At 43.3% G+C, this 24969-nt stretch carries 26 protein-coding genes; all 26 read right to left on the bottom strand.

What is annotated here, in order from left to right; translation table 11 throughout:
- Positions 1-68 precede the first annotated feature (68 nt).
- The 26 genes from mmuM to proB all read right to left on the bottom strand — a co-directional run bounded on the left by mmuM (position 69) and on the right by proB (position 24904).
- Positions 69-1016: a homocysteine S-methyltransferase gene (gene mmuM / locus HMPREF9389_RS03260; protein ID WP_002930349.1), complete on the bottom strand. Its 948-nt coding sequence runs from the start codon at positions 1014-1016 to the stop codon at positions 69-71.
- 122 nt (positions 1017-1138) lie between these two features.
- A complete protein-coding gene (locus HMPREF9389_RS03265) occupies positions 1139-1837 on the bottom strand; it encodes a glucosaminidase domain-containing protein (RefSeq protein ID WP_002930347.1) in 699 nt (232 codons plus the stop codon).
- A gap of 147 nt (positions 1838-1984) precedes the next feature.
- Positions 1985-2572 carry a ribosome biogenesis GTP-binding protein YihA/YsxC gene (gene yihA / locus HMPREF9389_RS03270; RefSeq protein WP_002930345.1) on the bottom strand — a complete coding sequence of 196 codons (588 nt, stop codon included), beginning with the start codon at positions 2570-2572 and terminating at the stop codon, positions 1985-1987.
- A 10-nt stretch (positions 2573-2582) separates the two neighbouring features.
- Positions 2583-3812, bottom strand: coding sequence for an ATP-dependent Clp protease ATP-binding subunit ClpX (clpX, locus tag HMPREF9389_RS03275; protein WP_002917310.1), 1230 nt, complete (start codon positions 3810-3812; stop codon positions 2583-2585).
- 51 nt (positions 3813-3863) lie between these two features.
- Positions 3864-4034 carry a hypothetical protein gene (locus HMPREF9389_RS12165; RefSeq protein ID WP_002895584.1) on the bottom strand — a complete coding sequence of 57 codons (171 nt, stop codon included), beginning with the start codon at positions 4032-4034 and terminating at the stop codon, positions 3864-3866.
- Positions 4035-4036: 2 nt separating this feature from the next.
- Positions 4037-4549, bottom strand: a complete 513-nt coding sequence (locus HMPREF9389_RS03285) for a dihydrofolate reductase (RefSeq protein WP_002930343.1) — start codon at positions 4547-4549, stop codon at positions 4037-4039.
- Between the two features lie 124 nt (positions 4550-4673).
- Complete coding sequence (locus tag HMPREF9389_RS03290; protein ID WP_002930341.1) at positions 4674-5513, bottom strand: thymidylate synthase; 840 nt, start codon at positions 5511-5513, stop codon at positions 4674-4676.
- 104 nt (positions 5514-5617) lie between these two features.
- On the bottom strand, positions 5618-6577 hold the full coding sequence (locus HMPREF9389_RS03295) for an ROK family glucokinase (RefSeq protein WP_002930338.1): 960 nt from the start codon (positions 6575-6577) through the stop codon (positions 5618-5620).
- Positions 6578-6689: 112 nt separating this feature from the next.
- Positions 6690-7100: a GNAT family N-acetyltransferase gene (locus tag HMPREF9389_RS03300; RefSeq protein ID WP_002930335.1), complete on the bottom strand. Its 411-nt coding sequence runs from the start codon at positions 7098-7100 to the stop codon at positions 6690-6692.
- Between the two features lie 40 nt (positions 7101-7140).
- Entirely contained in the window at positions 7141-9009 is a 1869-nt protein-coding gene (locus HMPREF9389_RS03305; protein WP_002930333.1) for an ABC-F family ATP-binding cassette domain-containing protein, read from the bottom strand.
- Complete coding sequence (locus HMPREF9389_RS03310) at positions 9006-10205, bottom strand: CCA tRNA nucleotidyltransferase (RefSeq protein ID WP_002930331.1); 1200 nt, start codon at positions 10203-10205, stop codon at positions 9006-9008. The genes HMPREF9389_RS03305 and HMPREF9389_RS03310 overlap by 4 nt, the downstream gene beginning before the upstream one ends.
- Positions 10202-10969 carry a 4-hydroxy-tetrahydrodipicolinate reductase gene (gene dapB, locus HMPREF9389_RS03315; protein WP_002930329.1) on the bottom strand — a complete coding sequence of 256 codons (768 nt, stop codon included), beginning with the start codon at positions 10967-10969 and terminating at the stop codon, positions 10202-10204. The genes HMPREF9389_RS03310 and dapB overlap by 4 nt, the downstream gene beginning before the upstream one ends.
- A gap of 40 nt (positions 10970-11009) precedes the next feature.
- Positions 11010-11858 carry a DegV family protein gene (locus tag HMPREF9389_RS03320; RefSeq protein WP_002930328.1) on the bottom strand — a complete coding sequence of 283 codons (849 nt, stop codon included), beginning with the start codon at positions 11856-11858 and terminating at the stop codon, positions 11010-11012.
- Positions 11859-11860: 2 nt separating this feature from the next.
- Positions 11861-12235, bottom strand: coding sequence for a DUF1149 family protein (locus tag HMPREF9389_RS03325; protein ID WP_002915309.1), 375 nt, complete (start codon positions 12233-12235; stop codon positions 11861-11863).
- 274 nt (positions 12236-12509) lie between these two features.
- Positions 12510-14471 (bottom strand): PTS fructose transporter subunit IIABC, encoded by a 1962-nt coding sequence (locus HMPREF9389_RS03330; protein ID WP_002930327.1) that lies wholly within the window; start codon positions 14469-14471, stop codon positions 12510-12512.
- Positions 14468-15379: a 1-phosphofructokinase gene (gene pfkB, locus HMPREF9389_RS03335; RefSeq protein WP_002930326.1), complete on the bottom strand. Its 912-nt coding sequence runs from the start codon at positions 15377-15379 to the stop codon at positions 14468-14470. The genes HMPREF9389_RS03330 and pfkB overlap by 4 nt, the downstream gene beginning before the upstream one ends.
- A complete protein-coding gene (locus tag HMPREF9389_RS03340) occupies positions 15376-16119 on the bottom strand; it encodes a DeoR/GlpR family DNA-binding transcription regulator (RefSeq protein WP_002930325.1) in 744 nt (247 codons plus the stop codon). Before HMPREF9389_RS03340 ends, pfkB begins: the two co-directional genes overlap by 4 nt.
- Positions 16120-16287: 168 nt before the next feature.
- Positions 16288-17271 carry a CPBP family intramembrane glutamic endopeptidase gene (locus tag HMPREF9389_RS03345; protein ID WP_002930322.1) on the bottom strand — a complete coding sequence of 328 codons (984 nt, stop codon included), beginning with the start codon at positions 17269-17271 and terminating at the stop codon, positions 16288-16290.
- Positions 17272-17284: 13 nt separating this feature from the next.
- Positions 17285-17914: a TIGR01906 family membrane protein gene (locus HMPREF9389_RS03350; RefSeq protein WP_002930320.1), complete on the bottom strand. Its 630-nt coding sequence runs from the start codon at positions 17912-17914 to the stop codon at positions 17285-17287.
- The gene (locus HMPREF9389_RS03355; protein WP_002930319.1) at positions 17907-18677 is read right to left on the bottom strand and encodes a TIGR01457 family HAD-type hydrolase; all 771 of its coding nucleotides are present in this window, start codon (positions 18675-18677) and stop codon (positions 17907-17909) included. Before HMPREF9389_RS03355 ends, HMPREF9389_RS03350 begins: the two co-directional genes overlap by 8 nt.
- Before the next feature lie 2 nt (positions 18678-18679).
- Positions 18680-19429, bottom strand: a complete 750-nt coding sequence (locus tag HMPREF9389_RS03360) for an acyl-[acyl-carrier-protein] thioesterase (RefSeq protein ID WP_002930317.1) — start codon at positions 19427-19429, stop codon at positions 18680-18682.
- A gap of 3 nt (positions 19430-19432) precedes the next feature.
- Positions 19433-20563, bottom strand: coding sequence for a radical SAM family heme chaperone HemW (gene hemW / locus HMPREF9389_RS03365; protein WP_002930315.1), 1131 nt, complete (start codon positions 20561-20563; stop codon positions 19433-19435).
- A 119-nt stretch (positions 20564-20682) separates the two neighbouring features.
- Positions 20683-21642 (bottom strand): aminoglycoside phosphotransferase family protein, encoded by a 960-nt coding sequence (locus HMPREF9389_RS03370; RefSeq protein ID WP_002930314.1) that lies wholly within the window; start codon positions 21640-21642, stop codon positions 20683-20685.
- Positions 21643-21707: 65 nt separating this feature from the next.
- Positions 21708-22508: a pyrroline-5-carboxylate reductase gene (gene proC / locus HMPREF9389_RS03375; RefSeq protein WP_002930312.1), complete on the bottom strand. Its 801-nt coding sequence runs from the start codon at positions 22506-22508 to the stop codon at positions 21708-21710.
- Positions 22509-22510: 2 nt separating this feature from the next.
- Positions 22511-23773, bottom strand: a complete 1263-nt coding sequence (locus HMPREF9389_RS03380; protein WP_002930311.1) for a glutamate-5-semialdehyde dehydrogenase — start codon at positions 23771-23773, stop codon at positions 22511-22513.
- Positions 23774-23794: 21 nt separating this feature from the next.
- Positions 23795-24904 carry a glutamate 5-kinase gene (gene proB / locus HMPREF9389_RS03385; protein WP_032906525.1) on the bottom strand — a complete coding sequence of 370 codons (1110 nt, stop codon included), beginning with the start codon at positions 24902-24904 and terminating at the stop codon, positions 23795-23797.
- Between the last annotated feature and the right edge of the window lie 65 nt (positions 24905-24969).

Below are 24969 nucleotides of genomic sequence, written 5' to 3'. Positions count from 1 at the left end.
GTTCTTGCTTTTGATAGCGTTTTCGAGAACCTTTTTAAATTTTCTAAAAAAGGATTGAAAATAAATTTTCAATCCTTAAATCCTTTTCCTAACTGAGCAATATCTTCTGGTCGTGTTCGACAACAACCACCAAAAAGCTGCACTCCTTGCTCTTGCCAAAGTTTACTATTTTCCAGCAAGCTCCGCTTCTGCTCTGGATCGTCGTGCCAAGTCTTGGTCAAGCCATTATAAGTTTCGCCAGAATTTGGATAGGTCAGAAAAGGTTTGTTGCACACTTGTCCAAGCCCATCTAATAATGGAGCAATTAAATGCGGAGCTGTACAGTTAAAACCAACTGCCAAGACTTGTGGACTTTCTTGAGCCAAGTTTCCTAATTCCTCAATCTTAGTGCCATCTGATATAGCATTCTCCGACTGGGCAACAAAGGACAAATAAGCCTCAGCCTGCGGAAATTCCTCAGCTAAAAGTCGGAGGATTGCTGCCGCTTCTGCCCCATTTGGAATGGTTTCAATAGCCAATAAATCACAGCCTACTTCTAACAAAGCTTGAATACGCGGACGGTGAAACTCTTGGAATTCTCCCTCGCTCAGCTGGTAGTCTCCCGTATACTCCGAACCATCAGCTAAATATGCAGCATAAGGCCCTACCGAGCCTGCAATCAGAGGATAGGGTCGCTGCTTTTGCTCTTCTGGAGATAATTCTTGCCAGACATTTTCGATTGCCTTTTGTGCTAAGAAGACTGTCTCTTTCAAAAGATCATAACCCTTTTCAGGAGTCAGTCCTGCCTCTATAAATGCTGAAATACTGGCCTGATAACTGGACGTAGTGATGATATCGCTGCCAGCTCTCACATAGCTTTCATGCACATCTTGAATAATCTGAGGCTGGTCTAATAGGTATTGAGCGGACCAAAGCTTACCAGATACATCATAACCCAGGCTTTCCAACTCTGTACCCAAGGCTCCATCTAAAATAATAATCTCTTGCTTTTCAAGCAAATCTTTAAATTTTCCCATGAAACACTCCTAGAATCTACTTAAGTGAGCAGGATCAATACTAGCAAATACGAAAATTCGAAACTAGAGAGACCGGCAAGGAGACATAAAAAAGAGGTCTCCCTCTTTTTTTGTTGTCTACATTATAATCTATTCGCCCAGGCGGTATCGACATCCAAGATATCTTGAGTAGTGTATTGCTGACGATAGGGATTGTAAACGATATAGCCAGCACCAGACTCATAGAGTGGTGAATCAAAGCGAGTCAAATTGTATTTTTCAATAATATAATTCAATTTAGCATTGTAACTAGTATCTGTCGCATAGACACCAGTCAGGGCAGCTGTTGCGTCCTGATAGGTTGGCGCATTACTCTTCCATGCGCCTGCAAAATGCCCCTGTTTGAGAACCGTAACATAGTCTTGCAGAGACTCTACATAGCTAGGATATGAACGGAAACTGTCGTTGATGGTATAAGCATTTCCCTCTCCATCATCTTCCCAAGTCTCCATATTAGCAGACTGACCATCATAGTGACCTTTGATACCAAAAAGATTATAATGAGGATCACCAGACAGACCAGACTGTCCTGAGCCACTTTCTAAAATAGCCTGTGCAATCATAACAGAAGCATAAAGATCATTGTCCTGTCCCAACTGACGAGCTGGCTCACCGATTTGTGAGATGAAATAGTCTGTTTGATTCATAGGCTGCTGATCACTATTACTGGCACTAGCAGGATTAATATGCTTTGCCAAGACAAAACCAACAGCAATCGTCGTTGTCATGATGAATAAAGCTGAAAGGATTCTCTTACCTTTTTTTGAAATTCTCTTTTTCACAGCACTTCTCCTGAATAAGATGTTAATGATACCATTGTAACATACTAAAGATTAAAAAAACACTATTGATAATTTACAAGTATATGACATTTTTCGTTTTATTTCAAAAAATCCAACTCAAAAACGAGTTGGATTTAATTCGTATTGTTAAATTTTTGACAAAATCGCATCCCAAGCAGCATCTAAGCCATCCTTGGTGACTGAGGAGAAAAGAATGAAATCATCATTTTTGTCAAAGTCCAGCTTTTTCTTAATAGCTGACTCGTGCTTATTCCATTTTCCGCGAGGGATTTTATCAGCTTTGGTCGCTACTAGAATGACTGGAATGTCATAATATTTCAGAAATTCATACATTTGCACATCATCTGCACTAGGATCATGCCGAAGATCAACAAGGCTGACAACCGCTCTGAGATTTTCACGACTGGTTAGATACTCCTCAATCATCCGGCCCCATTTTTCACGCTCTTTTTTGGAAACACGGGCATAGCCATAACCTGGCACATCGACAAAACGCATCTTGTCATCAATGTTGAAAAAGTTTAGCAGCTGAGTTTTTCCAGGTTTTCCTGAAGTTCGCGCTAAATTTTTGCGATTGAGAAGTGTATTGATGAAACTGGACTTTCCGACGTTTGATCGGCCAGCTAAGGCAATCTCTGGAATATCATCTTGAGGGTAGTGCGATTTATTGGCTGCACTCAGCAAAATCTCAGCATTGTGTGTATTGATTTCCATAAGCACCTCGTTAGGCAGTTTCTAGAATAGGCTTATCTGTTCCATCTACTGCTTCTTTGGTAATGCGGACAAGTTTGACATTTTCCTGACTCGGAACTTCAAACATGACATCCATCATAGTTTCTTCAATGATAGAGCGAAGCCCTCGTGCACCAGTTTTACGTTCGATCGCTTTATTGGCAATCTCCTGCAGAGCATCTTCGTCAAATTCAAGCTTAACATCATCATAGGACAAGAGTGCCTGATACTGCTTAATAAGGGCATTTCTCGGCTCTTTCAAAATCCGAACCAAATCATCCACTGTCAGCTGCTCCAGCGCAGCAAAGACCGGCAAACGACCGATTAACTCAGGGATAATACCAAACTTTTGGACGTCTTCTGAGATGATTTCCTGCATGTAGGAGCCATCTTCGTCAATCGCACGGTTATTCTGACCGAAACCAATGATTTTCTCACCCAGACGCTGTTTGACGATTTCTTCAATACCGTCAAAAGCACCACCAACGATGAAGAGAATATTCTTGGTATCAACCTGAATCATTTCCTGCTGCGGATGCTTGCGTCCACCTTGCGGCGGCACACTAGCTACTGTTCCTTCGATAATCTTCAGAAGAGCTTGTTGAACTCCTTCACCCGAAACATCACGAGTAATTGAGACATTCTCACCTTTCTTGGCAATCTTATCAATCTCATCGACATAGATAATGCCGCGTTCTGCACGCTCAATATTAAAGTCAGCCGCCTGCAAAAGCTTGAGGAGGATATTTTCCACATCTTCACCGACATAACCAGCTTCAGTCAGAGCTGTTGCGTCCGCAATTGCGAAAGGCACATTGAGACTGCGAGCAAGAGTCTGCGCCAGGAAGGTCTTACCTGACCCGGTCGGGCCAATCATCAAAATATTTGACTTTTGCAGTTCCACATCTTCTTCTTCACGGCTGTCGTGGTAGTTAATACGTTTGTAGTGATTATAGACCGCTACTGCTAAGGCACGCTTAGCTCGGTCTTGCCCGATAACATAGTGGTTCAAGATATTCAGCAGCTCCTGAGGTTTTGGTACCTCAGACAGATCTGCCAGCACTTCCTCGGCTAGCTCTTCACGGATGATCTCCTGTGCCAGTTCCACACATTCATTACAGATAAAGGCATTGTTACCAGCGATAATCTTCTGCACCTCATCTTGGTTCTTCCCACAGAAAGAACAAAAAACCATCATATCATCATTACGACTTGTAGGCATTGTTTACTCCAATTCTAAAATTCTAAATCTATTTATTTTCTTTCGTACATGTTAAAAAAGTGTCATATAAAAAGCATGAATGGAATTTACAAGATTTGTAAAAGCATTCAGCAAAAATAAAGCCGCCAGTCCGAATCGCTTTTTTCGAAAGGTTTGAACGGCACAAATAAGACAAATGACACATAAAAAGGCCGTAAAAAAACCAAAAATACTACGTTCCATTCTTACGAGTCCTTCCTTTGGTATCTTTTTATAGTAAAATCATAAGGATTCTTTTCATCTTTGGCATGAAATTCATTGCTAACTTCCTGATAAGGAGCCCAGTCAAATGTCTCAGGGAAATAGGTATCTCCTTCCAACTTAGCAGCAATCTGAGTCTGAATCAATTCTTCCAAATACGGCTCAAAAGCCCTGATAATTTGCGCTCCGCCAATAATATACAAGTTTCTGTCTTGCTTCTGATACCAATCCAAGACATCATCCACATTACTGAATAGCAGGACATTCTCGTTATCGACTTGATAGTTCTTGTCCTTACTCATAATCAAACTGATTCGATTTGGCAAAACGCGACGCTGCAGACCATCAAAGGTCACTCGGCCCATCAAAATAGCATGTCCAGTCGTTGTTGCTTTAAAATGCTGCAATTCTGCTGGGAGATGCCAAGGCATGACCTTGTCTTTTCCAATCAGACCATCCTCTGCCTGAGCCCAAATGGCAATAATCTTCTTTGTCATCCTTTTATCCTTTGTATTAGTAACTCTATTCTATCAAATTTGCTGTAAAAAGGCATGTTTAAAGTATGATTCAAGCAGAACTTTTGCAGAGGTTGGCAGTTTTCGCATACACTTATTAAAATCGTTAAATAGCCAAATCAAACTTCAGCTGAGGTTTAACAGGATCATAGTCTAATAACTCAAAATCTTCTGCTTTGATATCAAAGAAATTAGTCTCATCCGGCACATTTAAAACGAGTCGAGGTTGACATTCGCTAGGTTCCCGACGCAATAGCTCCTCCGCCTGCTCGAACTGATTGTCATAGATATGCAAGTTATTGATAAAGTAAAAGAATTTGCCGACCTTCCATCCGAAATGCTTGGCAATCATCATCTGCAGAGCCACATACTGCATAGCATTGATGTGGTGAGCAACCAGCATATCATTTGAGCGCTGAGTCAGAGTCGCATCCAGATAAATGTCACCATCTACACGCCGAACGTCAAACATGGTTTGAAAAGCGCATGGAAGCAAGCCGTCACTCTCTTCAAAAGCTTCATAATCCCAGAGAGAGATGATATTACGACGATTCCAAGGATTGGCTTCCAGCTGTTGGAGAATTTTATGGATAATATCATGCTTCTTGACAACAGCTCCGTAGCGCTGCCCGATAGTACCCGTATCGCCAACTTCCCAGTCATTCCAATAGTGAACATGATACTTGTCGTTGAGCAGTTCCAAACTATTAGACTGATCTTGATAGATCCAAAGGACTTCCTTGATGGCAGACTTGATGGCAATAGGGCGCAGAGTCGTAATAGGGAACTCGCCCTTGCTCAAATCGTATTCCGCAAAAGAACCGGTGATATATTTGGAATTGGCCACATTTCCATCCTTGTAGCGCGGACGGGCATTTTCAGAAAAAACACCCTGCTCCATAATTTTTTTAATATTCTCTTTGAAAATCGTATCTGCAAGCGTCATGATTTCTCCTTCGTTCAGTGAGCTTTTTCTAGTATAGCAAATTTTCCATAAAAATTCTCCTACAGACCTTTCTGCAGGAGAACAAATGAAGCATACTTGTTGAATTATTGTAAAACCAATGAAGCTGCCCCGATAACACCGGCATCATTTCCAAGAGTAGCCAAGGCCAACTTGGTTGAAGTACGAACCTGCGGGAAGCTATTCTCTTCATAAACCTTGCGCACGCCATCAAGTAAGAATTCACCCGCAGCCGACACACCACCACCGATAACAATTGTAGATGGATTTAGGATAGAGCCGATATTGGCACAGGCAATTCCTAGGTAGCGAGCGAAATTGCGATAGACAATCAAAGCTAGCTCATCGCCTTCTTTCGCTAAGTCAAAGACAATCTTTGCATTAACATCTTCACCATTGTCAATCAGCTTTTTCAACTCGGCATCACCAGCATACTCATCAGCATAGCGACGAGTCAGATTGACAATACCAGTCGCAGATGCAACCGTCTCCAAGCAGCCCTTCTTGCCACAGGTACATTGAATCGGCTGATCAAAGTCAACAGTGATGTGACCCAACTCTCCTGCTGCTCCAGCAAGTCCGTGCAAGAGCTTGCCTTCAGCAACAATTCCTCCGCCAACACCTGTACCCAGTGTCATAAAGACTACATCAGGCTGGTTTTCTCCAGCTCCCATCCAGCGTTCACCCAAAGCGGCAACGTTAGCGTCGTTGTCAATATAGAAAGGAATCCCTGTCGCTTTTTCAATCTTATCCTTGACCGGCTGCAGCGTCTTCCAATTGAGATTGTAAGCACCGATCACAGTCCCTTTCTCACGGTCAACTACTCCTGGCGAGCCCATACCAATCCCGATAAAATCCTCTGCTGAAAGCTGAAGTAAATCCAAACGATGCAGGATTGACTCAATCATATCATCTACGATGTGGCTACCTTCGTCTAAAACATTGGTTTTAATGGACCATTTTTCTTGGATTTCGCCCTCTGAAGTCAAAATAGCAAACTTAATAGATGTTCCACCAAGGTCAATTCCGATTATTTTTTTCGACATGATGTTCTCCTCTGTGTTTTATTTATCATCATTATATCAGATTTTTTCAGTAAGGAAAAGGTTTGCATAAAGAAAAGTCAAAATCAAATCCATCTTTATTACTAAAGTAAACTCACAACTCTTTTGTACAATAATATCTTTCACCAGTATACGGATAGTCTTTCAGCGAAAACACTTCTGTATAGCCGTGCTTTTTATAAAAATCCGGCGCTTGAAACTGATACGTATCTACAAATGAATATTTGCATTTCCTTTCTCTGGCTTCCTGTTCAGCCCTGCACAGTATTTCTGAGCCTATGCCTTGCCCTCGTAAATCTTCGCTCACATACAAATACTCTATCTCCAGCCAATTTCCAAAAGTTTCGGCCGCCATACCAGCCAACAGATTTCCTTGTTCGTCTTCTACATAGATGTTAAGAGGCTCACTTTTGGAGGGCTCCCTCTTAGATTGATTGTAGGCCCTGATTAAGTTTCCAAGTTCTTGTGTTTTTTTCGATTTTCTACTTTCCAATCTTAGTTTCATAGATGCCTCCGTTTAGATTTCTGCCTAAACACTACTTCCTTCATCCGTCTAACCCACTCAGGTATTCATAGCGCTCGTATTTTTCAAGCAATTTTTCGTTCTGCTCATCCAGTTCTTGCTGGAATTGAGACAGGCGAGCAAAGTCCGAGCCATTCTCCTGCATGGCCGCTTCAATCTCAGAAATCCGCTCCTCAAGCGCCACTATATCGTCCTCAATAGACTCCCACTCCTGCTTTTCAAAGTAGGTCATACGCTTTTTCTCCTCGCGCACTTTGGCCGATTTTTCCTTTTCAGTCTTTTGGGAAATAGCAGAGCTTTCTGCTACAAAGGCTTTTTCATCCAGGTAATCCGTGTAATTACCGAAAAATTCTCTAATGCCCCCATCTTCAAAAGCCAAAATCTTGCTGGCTACCTTGTCCAGGAAATAACGGTCGTGGCTGACTGTAATAACTGGACCTGCAAAGCCTTGCAGAAAATTCTCCAATACCGTCAGAGTCGCAATATCCAAATCATTGGTTGGCTCATCAAGAAGCAAGACATTGGGCTTTTCCAAGAGAAGCTTAAGTAGATAAAGGCGCTTTTTCTCTCCGCCAGAAAGCTTTTCGATTAAAGTCCCATGAGTTGAACGAGGAAAAAGAAACTGCTCCAAGAGTTCTGCAATGGAAGTCGTTCCGCTGCCAATCTTGACCTCCTCAGCCACTTCTTGCAGGTAATTTATGACCCGCTTAGACTCATCCAAGCCCTCAATCTGCTGAGAGAAATAGGCCACTCGGACTGTCTCTCCAATAATGAGCTGACCAGCCTGAGGCTGAAGTTTACCGGCAATTAGATTGAGCAAGGTCGACTTGCCGACACCGTTATCTCCGACGATTCCAATACGGTCCTTGTTCTGGATCAAAAAACTGAACTGAGAGAGAATTGGCTTCTGATCATAAGCAAAGTCCACATTTTGAAACTCGATGACTTTCTTACCGATACGGCTGGTTTCAAAGTTCATTTCCAGATTGCTCTCAGTCGTCTGGCCTGCCAAATCTTTCTTGAGGTCATGGAAACGATTGATACGAGCCTGTTGCTTGGTTGCCCGAGCCTGAGGCTGCCGCCGCATCCAGGATAGCTCCTGCTTGTATAGCTGCTGTTTCTTATGAAGCAAGGCCACATCCCGCTCATCCTGCTCCGCCTTGAGACGGACATAGTCTTGATAATTTCCCTGGTATTCAATCAAGCAACCGCCATCCAATTCAAAAATCCGTGTCGAAATATTATCCAAGAAATAGCGGTCGTGGGTGATGAAAAGCACGGTCTTCTTGGAATTCTTCAAGAAATGGGTCAGCCATTCAATCGTATCAATATCTAGGTGGTTGGTTGGCTCGTCCAGCAAAAGCAAATCAGCATCACCTAAGAGAACCTGGGCCAGCTGAACTCGGCGACGAAGGCCTCCTGATAACTGACCAACCTTAAGTGACAGATTAGTCAGACCAAGCTTGGACAGGACCGTCTTGACCTGACTTTCGATTTCCCAAGCATGGAGCGAGTCCATCTCGGCCATAACCGCTTCTAGTCTAGACTGTTGACTCTCATCATAAGCCGTCAGGAGCAGCTCATACTCTCGGATCAACTGCATTTCCCGTAAATCACTGGACAAAACAGTGTCAAGCACTGTCTGCTCTTCATCGAAATCAGGCTCCTGAGTCAGGTAAGCAATCTTATAGCCTGTCTTAGCAGAAAAGGGGCTGACATCTCCGTCAAAGCCCGACTTGCCCGACAAGACATCCAGCAACGTTGTCTTTCCTGTTCCATTGACACCAATCAGACCAATCCGATCCAGGTCATGAATGATAAAGGAAATATCCCGAAAAACAGTCTTATCTCCTACTGATTTGGTTAGCTTGTCAACGATAAAATCGCTCATTTCTTCTCCTTGATATAAGCGTAAATGGCCTCTAGCTCATTAGGTAAGTGGCCGTCTACAATAGCGTATTCTAACTCTTTCAACATTTGGCCAAGTTTTGGTCCTGGCTCAAAGCCGAACTCCCGCATCAGCATGCCGCCATTGACCACCATTTCCTGCTTACTATGAATAGTCAAACTGGCATCAAGATTCTGAATCGCAGAGAAATCAACTGACAAACCTTGTGCCTCCCGAAGCTCTTCTGCTTGTAGCAATAAGTCAATATCATAGTCATAGCAGTCTCGCTTGGTCAAGTCTCGTTCTGAGCGAATAGCCGCAATCTCAACCAAATCTTCTACTTTCTTAGCAAATTCACGAGAGGTCTTCCATTTTTTTAGAAAGCCTTTGACATTTTGCACATCCAAGGCCAGTAAAAGTGCTGCCCAAGCCTGCTCGGATGCTGAAAAGCGAAAATCTGAATCCAACTCGAAGAGTCTTTCTAACTTAGCTCTGCTTCCTTTCAAATCTGGCAAAAATTCTATGGCACCGCTTGTCAAGAGTGCCTCTAAGCCTTTGCGCCAAAACGGAGCTAGCAGTAGCTTGTCAAACTCAATAAAAATTCGTTCAACTGAAATCTTTTCCAGCAAGGAAGCACAATCCTTCATCGCTGCAAAAGTATCTTGCTCCAGGTCAAAATCCAAGGCAGCTTGAAAACGAAAGCCCCGCATGATGCGTAGAGCATCTTCATTAAAGCGCTCTGCAGCAGTTCCAACTGCCTGCAAAATCCGATTTTTCAAATCATCCAAACCTTGGAAAAGATCGATAACTTGACCGTTTTCATCCAAAGCTAGAGCATTGATGGTAAAATCACGTCGCTTGAGATCTTCTTCCAAAGAGCGCACAAAAGAAACCTTGCTGGGCCTGCGGTAGTCCACATAGACATCCTCGGTTCGGAAAGTCGTCACTTCGTATTCACGGTTATTTTCCAAAACCAAGACGGTCCCATGCTCAATACCCACATCAACTGTCCGGTCAAAGATACGCTTGGTTTCCTCAGGATAGCTGGAGCTAGCGATATCCACATCGTGAATAGGTCGCTGCAAAAGGGCATCTCGAACAGAACCGCCAACAAAATAAGCTTCAAAGCCAGCCGCTTTTATCTTCTCTAATACTGGCAAAGCCTCCTGAAATTCAGAAGGCAGAGTTTCTAATCTCATAGTAAATGTTCCAATCCATAGACTAATTCTGAGCGTTTGACAACTTCTTTAATGGCAAGATTAACTCCTGTCATAAAGGAAGCACGGTCATAGGAATCATGCCGCAGGGTCAATCCCTCTCCCTGGCTGCCAAAGATTACTTCTTGATGAGCAACCAGACCAGGCAAGCGAACTGAATGGATACGCATGCCATCGAAATCAGCTCCACGAGCGCCAGCTATAGACTCTTCCTCATCAGCAGCTCCCTGCTGCCTGCTCGCTCTTACTTGGCTGATGAGCTCGGCTGTCTTAATAGCTGTCCCACTCGGTGCGTCCTTTTTCTGGTCATGATGTAGTTCGATAATTTCTACATTTGGGAAATACTTGGCGGCCTGAGCCGCAAACTGCATTAGCAATACAGCTCCCAAGGCAAAATTCGGAGCAATCAATCCGCCCAGTTCCTTTTCCCTAGACAGCGTGATTAACTCTTCCAACTGCTCTGGAGTAAATCCTGTCGTTCCGACCACTGGGCAAAACCCCTGGTCTAGAGCGAAGCGAGTATTGTCATAAGCTACTTTTGGGGTTGTAAAATCAACCCAGACATGGGCTAACAGCCCAGCCAATTCTTCCTTGGCATTGAAGACAGGAACACCAGCCACTTCTTTTTCATCCGTAAAAGGATCCAGTAGTCCAACTAGTTCTAGTTCAGGATCTTCTATCACCATTTTATAGGCTGCTTGGCCCATTTTTCCTTTAAAACCAGCAATAATAACTTTGATACTCATGTTTTCCTCCTTACAGAGATAAGTTCTGACTTTCAAGCAATCAGATCACAGGAATATAGCCCAATGCAACGCTGCCCTCACCTAAGTGCGTCCCGATGACGCTGCCAAAGGTTACGATAGGGACTTCACTAGCAATACCGCTGTCTAGCAGATTTTGCTGTAGATCAGCTGCTTTTTCTGGTGCATTGCCATGGATAACCATAATCTGATAAGCACCGCCTGCTGTTCTTTCTTGGACAAGTTCCAGCATACGCTTGGTTGCCTTCTTCTCCGTCCGAATCTTTTCAAAAACCTCTATCACACCATGATCGTTAAAATACAGAATAGGCTTGATACTGAGCAGATTTCCCAGAATAGCTGCACCGTTAGACAGGCGTCCTCCTTTGACCAAGTGGTTCAAGTCGTCCACCATGATAAAAGCGCTGGTGCCATCTATCTGCTTCTGGACATTAGCTAAAATTGTTTCAAACTCCAGGCCTTGCGCTGCCCACTCTAGAGCAGATTGGACCATAATCCCGAGCGGAGCGCTAGTAATCTTAGAATCCGGAAAGGCAATTTTCAAACCATGAAACTCATCTTTCAGATACTGAATATTTTGGTAAAAACCAGAAATACCGCTGGATAGAAAGAGCCCCAAAACATGGGTATAGTCCTTTCCGTCTAGAATGGTGAGAATCTCTTCTAACTCAGCAATACTAGGCTGACTGGTCTTGGGTAATTCATCTGACTGAGCCATTTTTTCATAAAATTCACTGGCTGTTAAGTTTCTGCCTTCAACATAAGTCTCACCAGCAATCACGACCGGAATATCCAAGACGAAAAGATTTTCATTCTCCAGCAGAGAAGCCGGCAGATAGGCCGATGAATCTGTGATAACCGCTAACTTCATAATTAAAACTCCAAATTAATGCCTGGCAAATCCAGAGCAATTTCTGTCACTTCATAAGTCAAGCGGTTGAGCATGGTTAAACAAGGCCGAGCCAGCTCTTCTACTTCATCGTGGTCAAATTCACTCGGTTCTTCAATAAGGCGACCGTGAATGTGGTTGGCTTGCGAAATAGTTCCACTAATAACAAAATTCTCAAAAACAATCATAAAGGTCAAAATCACAATCAATGAAGTTGTGTGGGCTTCGACATCTCTTTTGACCAATTGGAAATTCACATCAACCTTGGTTTCAGGTGTTCCATTTTCTTTTTCCCACTCAAAATTTCGGGCGTCAAAATGGTACTGACTAACAAATTCTTTTTCGCGTTGTATGTTCATTTTTATTCTCCTAAAAATATGCGATAGGCCCATTATACCATATATCGAGCGAAGTTTCCATGCTAAAATTTGCATGTTGGAAAACACAAAAAAGAGGCTGGGACAAAAGTCCTAGCCTCTCAATTGTCTTTGGATTGTCGAGCAAGACGCAGTGGTTGAGTGGGCTCTACTACGCTGATTTCAGCTTTTACAGCCCTACTCAACTGTGCGGAGGTGGGACGACGAAATCGAATTCTAACGAATTCCCGATTTCTGTCCCACTCTCTTTTAAATACTATTTTTCAAGTGGTTTACGCAAGTAACCAAAGATAAGACCGCTGACTACTGCACCAATCAATACATATACCAAGTAAAGGATTGGATTGTTTGTCAAACCAATAACGAAGATTCCTCCGTGAGGAGCCATGAGCTTGATACCAGACAATCCTACAAGAGCACCTGTAAGAGCAGAACCTACAATAAAGCTTGGAATAGCACGGGCTGGGTCAGCAGCTCCAAACGGGATAGCTCCTTCTGTGATGAAAGACAGACCCATGACAATGTTTGTCAAACCTGAATCGCGTTCTTCTTCAGTGAATTTATGTTTGAACAAAAGAGTTGCAATAAATACTGCCAAAGGCGGAACCATACCAGCTGCCATTACCGCTGCCATGACTGGAGAACCACCAGTTGAAACAGTGCTTGCCAGTGTACTAGTACCAAATACGTAAGCAGCCTTATTGACCGGTCCACCCATATCGACAGCCATCATACCACCAACTAAGAGACCAAGAAGGACAGCCGAGCTTCCGCTCAAACTTGCCAAGAAATCGTTCAAGGCTGTATTGATCGCTGACATTGGAATATTGACCGCCAACATCACAAATCCAGTCACAAGAACGCCCAGAAGAGGCAAGAGCAAGATTGAACGGATACCTTCAAGTGAGCGAGGCAGACCTGCAAGAAGCTTACGAAGGAGAAGGATGATACCACCAGCTAAGAATCCTCCTACCAAAGCACCAAGGAAACCAGATGATACACCAATTAAATCAAGAGTTTTCTGACCGCCTTTAGCGTAAGCAACACCGCCAAATGATGCGCCGCTACTTGCAATGGCACCAGCTACGAAACCAGAAACTAGACCTGGCTTTTCAGCGATTGAGTAAGCGATATAACCAGCTAATACTGGCAACATGAAACCAAAGGCTGCTCCACCAATTGCTTTAAACTGCGCTGCAATCTCATGGTAACTACCCAGATTAGAAAGCTGATCTTTTGGTACACCTAAGATCTGATCCAGTAAGAATGCAATGGCAATCATAATCCCGCCACCAATAACGAATGGCAACATTTGGGAAACACCACTCATCAAGTGCTTGTAGAAAGCGCCGCCCAGGCTAAGTTTTTCATTGCTAGACTCGGCAGCACCGCCGCCATTGGCAGCCTTGTAAATCTCAGCATTTCCTGAAAGAGCTAGATTAATCAGTTCTTCTGTCTTACGAATACCGTCTGCAACTGGACGATTGATCAACGGCTTGCCGTCAAAGCGATTCATCTCTACCGCTTTATCAGCTGCGATGATAACAGCTTTAGCATTTTTAATATCTTCTGCAGTCAGTTTATTTCCGACACCGCTGGCACCGTTGGTTTCAACCTTGATGCCGACACCCATTTCAGCAGCGACCTTCTGCAAGGCCTCTTGAGCCATGTAGGTATGCGCAATCCCTGTTGTACATGCTGTTACAGCCACTAAGAAGTCTCCGCCTTCATTGGCAGGTGCGACGACAGCAGGTTCTTCTGCTTTTTCTGAAGCTTGGTTAAAGAGCTCAATCACCTGATTAGGCGAAGTCACTTGGCGCAATTTATCTGCAAAACCATCCTTCATCAGGTATTGGGACAATTCAGCCAAGGCAGCCAAGTGAGTATCGTTAGCACCTTCTGGAGCTGCAATCATGAAGAAAAGGTCAGTTGGCTGGCCATCCAAACTTTCATAATCTACGCCTTTATTTGACTTGGCAAAAAGAACCGTCGCTTCTTTCACTGCAGTATTTTTGCTGTGGGGCATGGCAATTCCGTCACCCAAGCCTGTAGAAGTCAAGGCTTCACGAGCCAAAATCCCTTCTTTGAAAGTCTCAAAGTCCGTCACATAGCCATGATCCACTAGTCTTTGAATCATTTCTTCGATAACAGCTTTTTTCTCTGTTGCCTGCAAGTCTAGCAACATCACATCTTTTCTTAGTAAGTCTTGAATTTTCATATTTTTTCTACCTCTACTTTTTCATAGATTTCTTTTATGTACTCAGCTGTTGCCAAATCATCTGAGAAGGTGGTTGCCGTTCCGCAGGCCACTCCCCATTTGAAGGCTTGAATAACATCACCAGAGCGGACAAACTCTCCAGTAAATCCAGCCACCATAGAGTCGCCAGCACCAACAGAATTTTTCACGTTGCCCTTGATAGGTTTGGCGAAGTAAGCACCCTCTTGAGTTACAAGCAAGGCACCATCACCAGCCATGGAAATAATCACATGTTGGGCACCCTTGTCTAAGATTTGACGGGCATAACTCTCAATCTGATCCAAACTTTCGAGCTTGACTCCGAAAATATCACCTAGTTCGTGATTGTTAGGTTTGACCAAGAGTGGCTCAAACTCCAAAGAATCCAGCAGCGTCTGTCCTTCAAAGTCGCAGACAACTTGTGCTCCTGTCTTTCTGGTCAGACTGATTAACTCCTTGTAGATAACATTTCCTAGATTTTTAGGACTGCTGCCCGCAAATACTACCGTATCTTCAGAAGTCAGAGAAGAAAGAAATGACTCCAGTTCTTCTAGTTTCTGATGAGAAATTTCTGGACCTGGTCCGTTAATCTCTGTCTCAGCATCTGCTTTAATCTTGACATTGATACGAGTATCCTGCTCAACCTCTACAAAATGGCTGGAAATTCCTTCCTCTTTCAGAGTATCTGTGATGAACTTGCCAGTAAAACCACCGATAAAGCCAGTCGCTGTATTCTCAATACCTAGACGTTTGAGAACTCGGCTAACATTGATTCCTTTTCCGCCAGCGAATTTGTCGTCACTGTCCATCCGATTGACGCTTCCTATAAGGACCTTGTCCAGACGGACAATATAGTCGATGGAAGGGTTTAGTGTGACAGTATAAATCATACTTCAATCACCTCCGTTTTTTCTTTGAGCGCTTGAATCACTTCAGATTCATTTTGATTAGTAATAATGCTTGCTTTGGCAAGAGGAGCGACCTTGACAAAGGACGTCTGTCCTAGTTTAGAAAGATCAGCCAAGACATAAGTCTTCTTAGCGTTCTCTAAAATCGCTCTTTTGACAGCTCCTTCCTCCATATCTGGAGTGGTAAAGAAACCATCATCAATGCCATTCATTCCAATAAAGGCCTTATCGAAATTCAACTGACCGATTTGATTTAGGGCAACACCTCCAATGCTGGCATCCGTTGAGCGCTTGACCTTTCCGCCAATGATGACTGTCGGGATGTTGCGCTCTACCAACTTGGTTGCATGGTGAATGGAGTTGGTGACGACTGTCACTCTTGGATCATGCAGCTCATTGACTAAGAGCTCATTGGTTGTCCCCGCATCAATAAAAATCACATCATGCTCTTGAATCAAGCTTGCTGCCTTCTTGGCAATAGCTGTCTTTTCTTGAATGCTTTTGATAGATTTTTCCTGATTGCTCTCTTCTTCCTGCAGAAAATGAAAGCTTTCGGCTCCACCATGAACTCGTCGCAGTTTATGCTCGCTCTCCAGTTCATCCAAATCTCTTCTGATAGTTGACTCTGAAGTGTTTAAAGCATGTACTAGATAGTCTAAAGAAACAAATTTTTCTCTTATGACGGTCTCTAGAATAACCTGCTTTCTTTCCGACTTCAGCATAAAGCACCTCCTTTGGAATCGTTTACGAATATTATTATACCTCTTTATTTTTCAATGTCAAGCGTTTTCTGTCAAAAACTTTCAAATTCTATCTTTTTACCGAACAAAAAAGAGCTGGACGATGTCCAACCCTTTCATATCATTGCATAGCTGCCAAATAAAAGGCAATTAGCTATTATTAATCAAGGATACAATATAGGCTGCCATAACAGGCAGAAAAGTTCCAAGAAAAGTAAACACAACCAAAACCCAGAACCAGACAGATTTAAAAGCCTGGCGGTAGGTCCCTGGGAGCGAACGATTGGCATCAATGTATTCCTTAAATTTTGGCCATTTCAAGATTAAGAGCAAAAGAAATACTGTGCTGCCAGCAATTAATAGGCTGTAAAAAAAGATGTTAACAACAGGCTCCGGAGCTCTTTTTGAAAGAAAAGCTAAACCTTCTGCTATGACAAAGTTATTGATAGCATGAAACACGATAGACCAGATAATCGAATACTCAAAAGCGATATAGCCAAGCCCCAAACCGATAAAACTAGCAAAATAAAGCTGATATAGATTTTCGTGAAAAAGGCCAAATAAAATCGAAGTCATAAGAATGGCAAAAATCTTTCCATGCTTCTCTAACGCTCGCAAACCAGCACCTCTGAAAATAATTTCCTCTGTAACTGGAGCCATCAAAGATGAATAAATCAGCATAGTCAGTGTCTCAGAACCACCGCTGCCTGATTCCATACCAGAAAGATTCAGATTGAAGAGCTGAATGATAGCCTCCATGAGCTGATTAACAACAGCTGTGAATAATTGGGCAAATAAAAGGAAGCAAATCATGTAAAAGAAAACTTTAGGAGTCATCTTCCGTCCTTTACGACGAAGGTCATACTTAAAAAGCTGCTTACCCCGAGAAACCGTGAAAGTAAGAACACCAAGACAGGAAGCTAAAATATATGCTCCACCATCTTTTTCAATAAATTTAGTGAGAACTTCCTGGGTCTTTTGGATATCCATACCTTGACCAGACATGATAACGAAAAAAGCCACAAATGCATAAATGAAAACAGAACCAAGCATAACCCATAAATAAGTAAAGCAGGTCGCTGAAAATCGTCCTAGATCTTTTTTAGGATTTAAAGGTTCGGGTATATAATACATAAAATCTCCTATATTAAGTTTGCTCTTTACCCTTTCTGCTCAGAAAATATAAGGTCAAAAAGATTCCCTCATAAAGCAAAGTAAAAAGAATAAAGGCGTGCATGAAAAATTCTTCTGGCAGAATCCAAATGGCTGGATCCTTGGCTGGGTCAAACATCCAGGTATTGTCTCCGGCAAAGAGAACTTGATGAAAGAGTGTGAAAAAACTGTTAAAGCCAATCAGAAAGGCCAGTCCAGCAAAGACAAGCGGCAAAAGAGTAATCACTAGAAAAGCCCGTCTGTAGAGACCTAAAAATCCCTTTTTGACCACTTTTTTGATAAAGAAAATCAAAGCAGGCAGAGTAACTAGAAAAATAGCTTGCGCCAAGTGAAAAAGATACTTAACCACTTGAAAATGATGCAGGCCAGCTGCTGACGAGCGAAAATCAGGCATCGCCAGCTTCTGACTAAAAGGATTTGTCAGGTAATTCATCAAAATATTAAAATTATACTGAATGGTCTCAGCTTTCAAATAAACCTTATCCGGCAAGTTGAAATAAGAAATCTCCATCGGGTATAAGAGCCAAGCCAGATAAATAGTTAGCAGGATGGCTACTGCCAGCAAGCCCAAGACGCTGGCTAAAAATCTCAACTTATCACGCATCGAAGTCCCACTCCGCTAGACTGGACAAGACATGCGTCGGTTGAATCGGCAGATTGGGCACCTCTTCTGGCAGGGTAAAGCCTGTCGTAACCAAGAGGGTCGGAATGCCATTATCGATTCCTGCTCGAATATCTGTCAAATAGTTATCACCCACCATGACCACTTCTTCACGCGTCAGTCCTAAATTCTCTATGGCTTTTTCCATGATAATGGCATTTGGCTTACCGATAAAGGTTGGCTCAACTCGAGTGGCCGCTTCCAAGAGGGCATTGATAGCACCTGCTCCCGGCTGCAGACCGCACTCCGTCGGAATATTGAGATCAGGATTGGTCCCGATAAAGTGAGCACCTTTTTGAATAGCCAGAGTCGCTATTGTCAGCTTCTCATAGTCCACTTCCCAGTCCAGACCCACTACTACATAGTCAGGATTTTCTGTATCCTCTATATATCCAGCTTCCTCTATGGCATGTTTAAGTCCGACATCACCGATGACGTAGACTTTCTTGCCCAGTTTTTTCTCCTCCATATAGTCAATGGTAGCTAAAGTAGCTGTGTAAATAGTCTCAAGTGGCGTCTCAATATTGAAACTTTCAGCCAGCATGGTCTGCACTGCTTCTGGCGTGCGAGTAGTGTTATTGGTCACGAAAAGATAGGGAATCTTGCGCTTCTGTAGCTCATGCACAAAGGCTTCACCAGCCGGAATCCGACTCTTGCCCTTATAAATCGTCCCGTCTAAATCAATCAAATATCCTTTATAAGTCATTTCTACTCTTCCTTATTCTCTTGTTTAAACTCTTGCCAGGTCACCAAAGCCTGAGCATTCACTTCGCCGTCACTGGAAATCTGGTGATTGCTCTGCAGACCTTCTAGGTCATAGCTAGAAGCAATCATGCCGCCCGGACGGACTTCCTTGACATACTTAAGATGGACTTTCTTGGGAATGTGCTTGGTGAGGAAGTCTGCGCCCATGACCTCAAAGATCCAGTCCAGATACTTGCTATTGTTGACATGGCCGTTCATATCCAAGTCGTAAAAGCGTACATGGTAGTCCTTGCTGACAGGATTTTCCAAGTCTGGATACTTAGGACCGCGCAGTAATTTCTTGGAAAACTCAGATTGATATGGCGCTACAATCTCCGGATCAACAGCACGAACCTTGCGGCTATCTCGATCCATAAGGACAAAGGTTGCCATCATCTGAATAATGGCTTCACCCGCCTCATCAAAAATCGTGAAGCGACGGTAGCAAAAAAGCCTATTGTAGGTCAAAGCTTCTGTTTCAATGGTAATTTCCTCTGCAAATCGTGGCAGTCGTGTCACATCAATATCATAGTCCGTGATAATCCAGACTAGATTATACTGCTCCAGCATATCCTTGTCACTGACGCCAAGCTCAATCGACTGCATCCCCGATACCTGCAAGGACAGCAGGATAACATCCGGCAGCTTGATATAGCCATTCATATCTGCCATATCAAAAGGAATTTTCATTTTCATTTGATAAGTTAAACCCATGATTTACTCCAATATAAATTTCTCAGCAACCGTATCGCCCAAAAAGAGGCCTTGTTTGGTCATGCGCACGATATCTCTGTCTGGCACTAGCAAGCCCTGCTCAGTCAGCTCAGACACAACAGCTCCGTACTGGTCTTCAAAGGAGACACCGAATTTTTCCTCGAAGCGCTTTTTAGAAACACCTGACTTCTTGCGCAGTCCTAGAAACATCTCTTCTTCCATCTTTTCTTTCAGCGTCAGCACTTCTTCCTGCACACGGGCATGGCCCGCTTCCACCGCCTGCAGATAATGGCGAATCGGTCCGTGGTTTTTATAGCGAACACCATAGACATAGCCAGACGCTCCCGCTCCAATACCATAATACTCCGCATTGTCCCAGTACATGAGATTGTGGCGACTCTCAAATCCTGGCTTGGAAAAGTTGGAAATCTCATAATGCTCAAAGCCTGCTTTTTCGAGCTCAGCTATAATGTAGTCAAACATCTCCGCTTCCAAATCTTCTTTAGGCAGAGGCAGTTTCCCTCGCCGCATCCGATTCATGAAGACCGTATGGTTTTCCAAAATCAAGCTGTACAAACTCATGTGGGGAATGTCCAGGGAAATGGCCTTGGCCACATTGATTTTCACATCTTCCATAGTCTGCTTGGGCAGGGCATAAATCAGGTCAATCGAGATATTATCAAAACCCGCTTTTTTGAGATTGGCAATATTCTCATAGATGTCCTTTTCTGAGTGACTGCGACCAATCTGCTTGAGCATGCGATCATTGAAAGTCTGTACGCCCAACGAAACCCGATTGACCGGCGAGTCTTTAAGTACAGCAATCTTCTCCTCATCCAAATCTCCAGGATTGGCTTCAATGGTCAGCTCTTCTAGATAAGACAAGTCCAGTTTGTCTGTCAGTTTTTCCAGTAAAAAGGCCAACTGAGGTGCCGATAAAGCTGTCGGAGTTCCGCCACCGATATAGAGGGTACGGAGCTTTTTGATATCGTAAGAATGATACTCCTTAATCAAATGCTCCAGATAACTATCTACTGGCTGATTTTTGATAAAAACCTTGGAAAAATCGCAGTAATAACAAATCTGAGTACAAAAAGGAATGTGCACATAAGCAGAAGTCGGTTTGGTTTGCATAGTAAGATTATAACATAAATCACAAAGACAAGCGGGATAAATGTTGGATTAATAAGGTTAAAATCATAATCGTCAAATCCTTGCTTCAAGCTTTAAAAACTTTTATTAAGCAAGTATTATTAAGTAATTTTCGATTTGAGAAAATTAATCATTGCTTCTTCTTTGTTGAATTTTTCTTTTTGATACTTGATTAAGCCAGGTTCTTTTAGATTTTCATTCAGATAATACAAATGAATATCTAAAAATCTCTGCAAGGCATAACGAAAACAAACAGTTTTATCGATTGGTCTGGAATAATATTTAAAAAAATAATCTAGCATTTCTTCATATTTTGACTGTTCAACTTTCTGCAGGATTCCCCAAAACAAGGTTCCAATATCCTCTTCTGGTAATGAATATCTGCAATCTCCAAAATCCAACATGGCTACTTCCTTTGGACAAAGGAGTAGATTTTCATCATGTAAGTCGTTATGAATAAAAATATTCCTCTTCTCACACTTCATTGACTTCAAAGTTTCTGTGTTCTCTTGAAATATTTTCCACAATGCCTGATAGCCTGGAATGATTCTTTCAAGCTGAGGATTGTAAGAAAAAGCTCTGAAATGTAAAGAAGAAACCAGGTCGTCATAAAAGGGGACTCTTTCAAATGTCATCAAATATCTCTGAGAAAAATCATGTATATTTGCTAATTTTCGAGTAAGTTCTGACAGATTAGAGGAAGAGAATGTCATTCGGTCACCTCTTAAATAAGGATATTTCAGAAAAAAGAGACTCCCATCCTTCACATCCAGCCGATGAATGAACTTCCCATCTGGAAAAGACAGATACCGAAGCGGATTTAACTTGTTCTCGTATAAAGTATTGACAAAATACACTTCTCTTTCTAGATACGGAAAGGCTTGCGAAAAAATTGGCGAACTTTCGGCTAAATAAAGCACACGAACCACCAACTGGCCATCAATCAAATAATTTAGATTTTCACTACCTTTTGAGAGCTGAGAAATCTGACAATCATGACCATACCATTTATGAAAAATATTCAAGATAAAATTTTCATCTGTAAATTGTTGAAAGAACATAGTTTCCCCTCTGATTTGACTACCAATCTATACAAAATCTACCAGCTTAAAACTGGTAGATTTCTTTATTTCCCCAACTCTTGCGTCCTCTTGTAGGCAGCTTGAACGGCATCCATGACTGTTCCTCGAAAGGCATTTTCTTCCAGACTGGCTACCCCGGCGATGGTCGAACCGGCCGGACTGCAGACCTGGTCTTTGAGTTGGGCAGGATGTTGCCCACTGACCTGACTTAGCTTGGCAGCGCCTAAGAGAGTTTGATTGGCCAGTTCAAGCGATATGTCACGACTGAGTCCTGCTCGGACACCAGCGTCCGCTAAAGCCTCTATAAAGAGATAGACGAAAGCTGGTCCACAGCCAGCAAGAGCTGTCGCCGCATCCAACTGCTTTTCCTCTAGTTTGACTAAAAGGCCAGCCGAAGACAGAAGTTCCCACAACAAGTCTTCATCCACTTGATTCGCCTGCTGGGATAAGGCAAAGCTAATAACGCCCTCACCTACGACTACTGGAGTATTAGGCATGATCCTAATCCAACGATGGTGACTAGATGTCATTTTTTCTAATAGCTCTAAGGTTAGACCAGCAGCCATTGAAACCAACAAAATAGACTCCCGTTTGTCTAGAATTTCCTGATACTCAGCCAGCAAGTCAGCAAATTGAGCTGGTTTGATACCTAGAAAAATCACTTCTGCCTGAGTAAAAACCTCTTCATTACTGACCGGCTGCCCACCAAGTTCTGCAGCAATCTTTTCAGCCTTGTCACGACTGCGATTAGCCAGGAGTAATTCGCTTCTAAATCTTTCATCTTGGGCAACTAGACGAGCGAGACTGCCGCCCATATTTCCCAGGCCGATAAATCCAATTTTCATCATTATTTCCTCACTTGACCAGTCCCTTGGATGACATACTTATAGCTGGTCAACTCTTTCAGCCCCATAGGACCTCTAGCATGCAGTTTTTGAGTAGAAATCCCCATTTCGCAGCCGAGGCCAAATTGACCGCCATCTGTAAAGCGGGTTGAGGCATTGACATAAACTGCTGCGCTATCCACCTGCTCTGTGAAGTAAGCTGCTGATGCATCGTTCTCCGTCACAATGGCATCCGAGTGATGGGTGCTGTGAGCCTCAATATGCTCCACCGCTTCTTCTAGCGAAGGCACCACCTTAACCGCTAAGATATAGTCCAAAAATTCGGTGTCAAAATCTTCCGATTTAGCTTGTGTTCCTGAGATATACTGAGCTGCTTTCTCATCCAAACGTAATTCAACAGGTTTTTCTTGCGCAGCATCACGATCTGTCACCAGTATCTTCTGCAAACGTGGTAAAAATTCAGCTGCAATCGCTTCGTGAACCAGCAGTACCTCCATGGCATTGCAGACAGAAGGGCGACTGGTCTTGGCATTCTCAATAATGGCCAATGCCTTGTCTTGATCAGCATCCTTATCTACATAGACATGGACAATTCCAGTACCTGTCTCAATAACCGGCACAGTAGCATTTTCCACGACCGCCTGAATCAGCCCGGCACCTCCACGAGGGATGAGCAAATCCAGATAGCCCTTGGCCTTCATCATAGCCTGGGCGGAAGCCCGACTGGTATCAGAAACCAACTGGATACAATCCGGCGAAATCTCCGTCTGAGCCAAGCCGTTTTTCAGAGCTGTGACAATAGCTAGCGCTGTCTGATAAGCATCCTTACCACTTCTGAGAACGACTGCGCTACCGCTCTTTAGAGCCAGAGCTGCTGCGTCAGAGGTGACGTTAGGCCGGCTTTCGTAGATAATCCCAATCACGCCCATAGCCACCCGCTTTTTACTGATGACAAGGCCGTTATCAAGCTCGGTCCTTTCCAAGACATGCCCTACAGGATCCTCCAAATCAATCAGCTGGCGAATACCCTCTGCCATGGCAGCAATGCGATCCTCATCCAGATAGAGGCGGTCCAGCATCACATCTGAAATCTCACCTTTAGCTGTGGTCATATCCAATTCATTGGCTGCTAAAATATCTGCACGAGAAAGCCAGAGCTGCTTTGCCATTTCTTCCAAAGCATGGTTTTTCTCAGCCGTTGTGGCCGTATTGATCGTCTTCTTGACTTTCTGAACCTTTTCAAAAATCGCTTGTGTTGAGGTCATAGCTTCTCCTTTCCTTGTCTTCTAAAATTCTGCAAATAAATCATTTAATTCCGGTGTCAGAGAAATCCAGTCATCCCGATGAATGACGACTCCTTTAGGTTTATTGGACTTGAGCATATCTTTAAGAGCTGACTTGCCAAAACGCACGCGCCCTTTACCAAGAATAGATCCGCTGCTTTCTTCATAAACTGTCACCGTATCTTGATAGGAAAAGCTTCCCGATACAGATACAAGACCGGACACCAACAAACTTTTTCCCTTATTTCTGAGAGCGTCGGCTGCTCCTTGGTCTACATAGATTTCCCCTTGACTCTTAGCATAGAAAGCCAGCCATTGCTTCTGCGTTTTTAGACCTTTCTCCTGGGCCAAAAAGAGACTGCCATCCTTGGTTTCCTCCGCCGCTTCCAGCAGAGCATCCGTCTTGAGTGAGGAGCAGATATAGACCGGAACACCAGACATGGTCGCAAGTGTTGCTGCCTTAATCTTTGTCAGCATACCACCAGTTCCATTGCTCGTTCCTGCACCCCCTGCCATCTCAATCAGCTCAGAGCTAATCTTCTCAATCTTTTCAAGACGTCGAGCATCTGGATTGGTAGAGGGATTAGCTGTGTACAGTCCATCTACATCTGTCAGGAGTACCAAGAGGTCCGCCTGAACCATAGCTGCCACCTGCGCACTCAGTGTATCATTATCCCCGACCTTGAGCTCCTCGATGGCCACAGTGTCATTTTCATTGATGATGGGAATAGCTCCGCGATTGAGCAAGACAGATAAGGCCTGATGGGCATTCTTGTACCGACGCTTATCTGCAAAATCATCCTGGGTCAAAAGAATCTGAGCAGAAATGATTTGCTTCAAAAGAAGATTGGTTGTATATTCTTCCAAGAGCAAACCCTGTCCAACCGCAGCTGAGGCTTGTTTATCAGCCACCTTTGTCGGTCGCTTTTTAAAGCCCAGAGAAGAAAAACCTGCGGCAATAGCTCCTGATGAGACCAATATCAACTCATGTCCCGCCTCATGCAAAAGAGCCAACTGCCGAGTGATTTCCTTTACCTTGGCGCGTGACAGACTACCATCTGCGTTGGTTAATGACGAAGTCCCCACCTTAAATACGATTCGCTTTGCTTTCATTTCCTTTTCCTTCACTGCTAGATTGTCTTATTATACCACGATTTACAGAAAAATCATAACCACCC

Source organism: Streptococcus sanguinis SK355 (assembly GCF_000212855.1).
GTDB classification, from domain to species: Bacteria; Bacillota; Bacilli; order Lactobacillales; family Streptococcaceae; genus Streptococcus; species Streptococcus sanguinis_A.
Note: the sequence above shows the minus strand (reverse complement) of the source record. Positions and strands in the feature narration are given on the sequence as shown.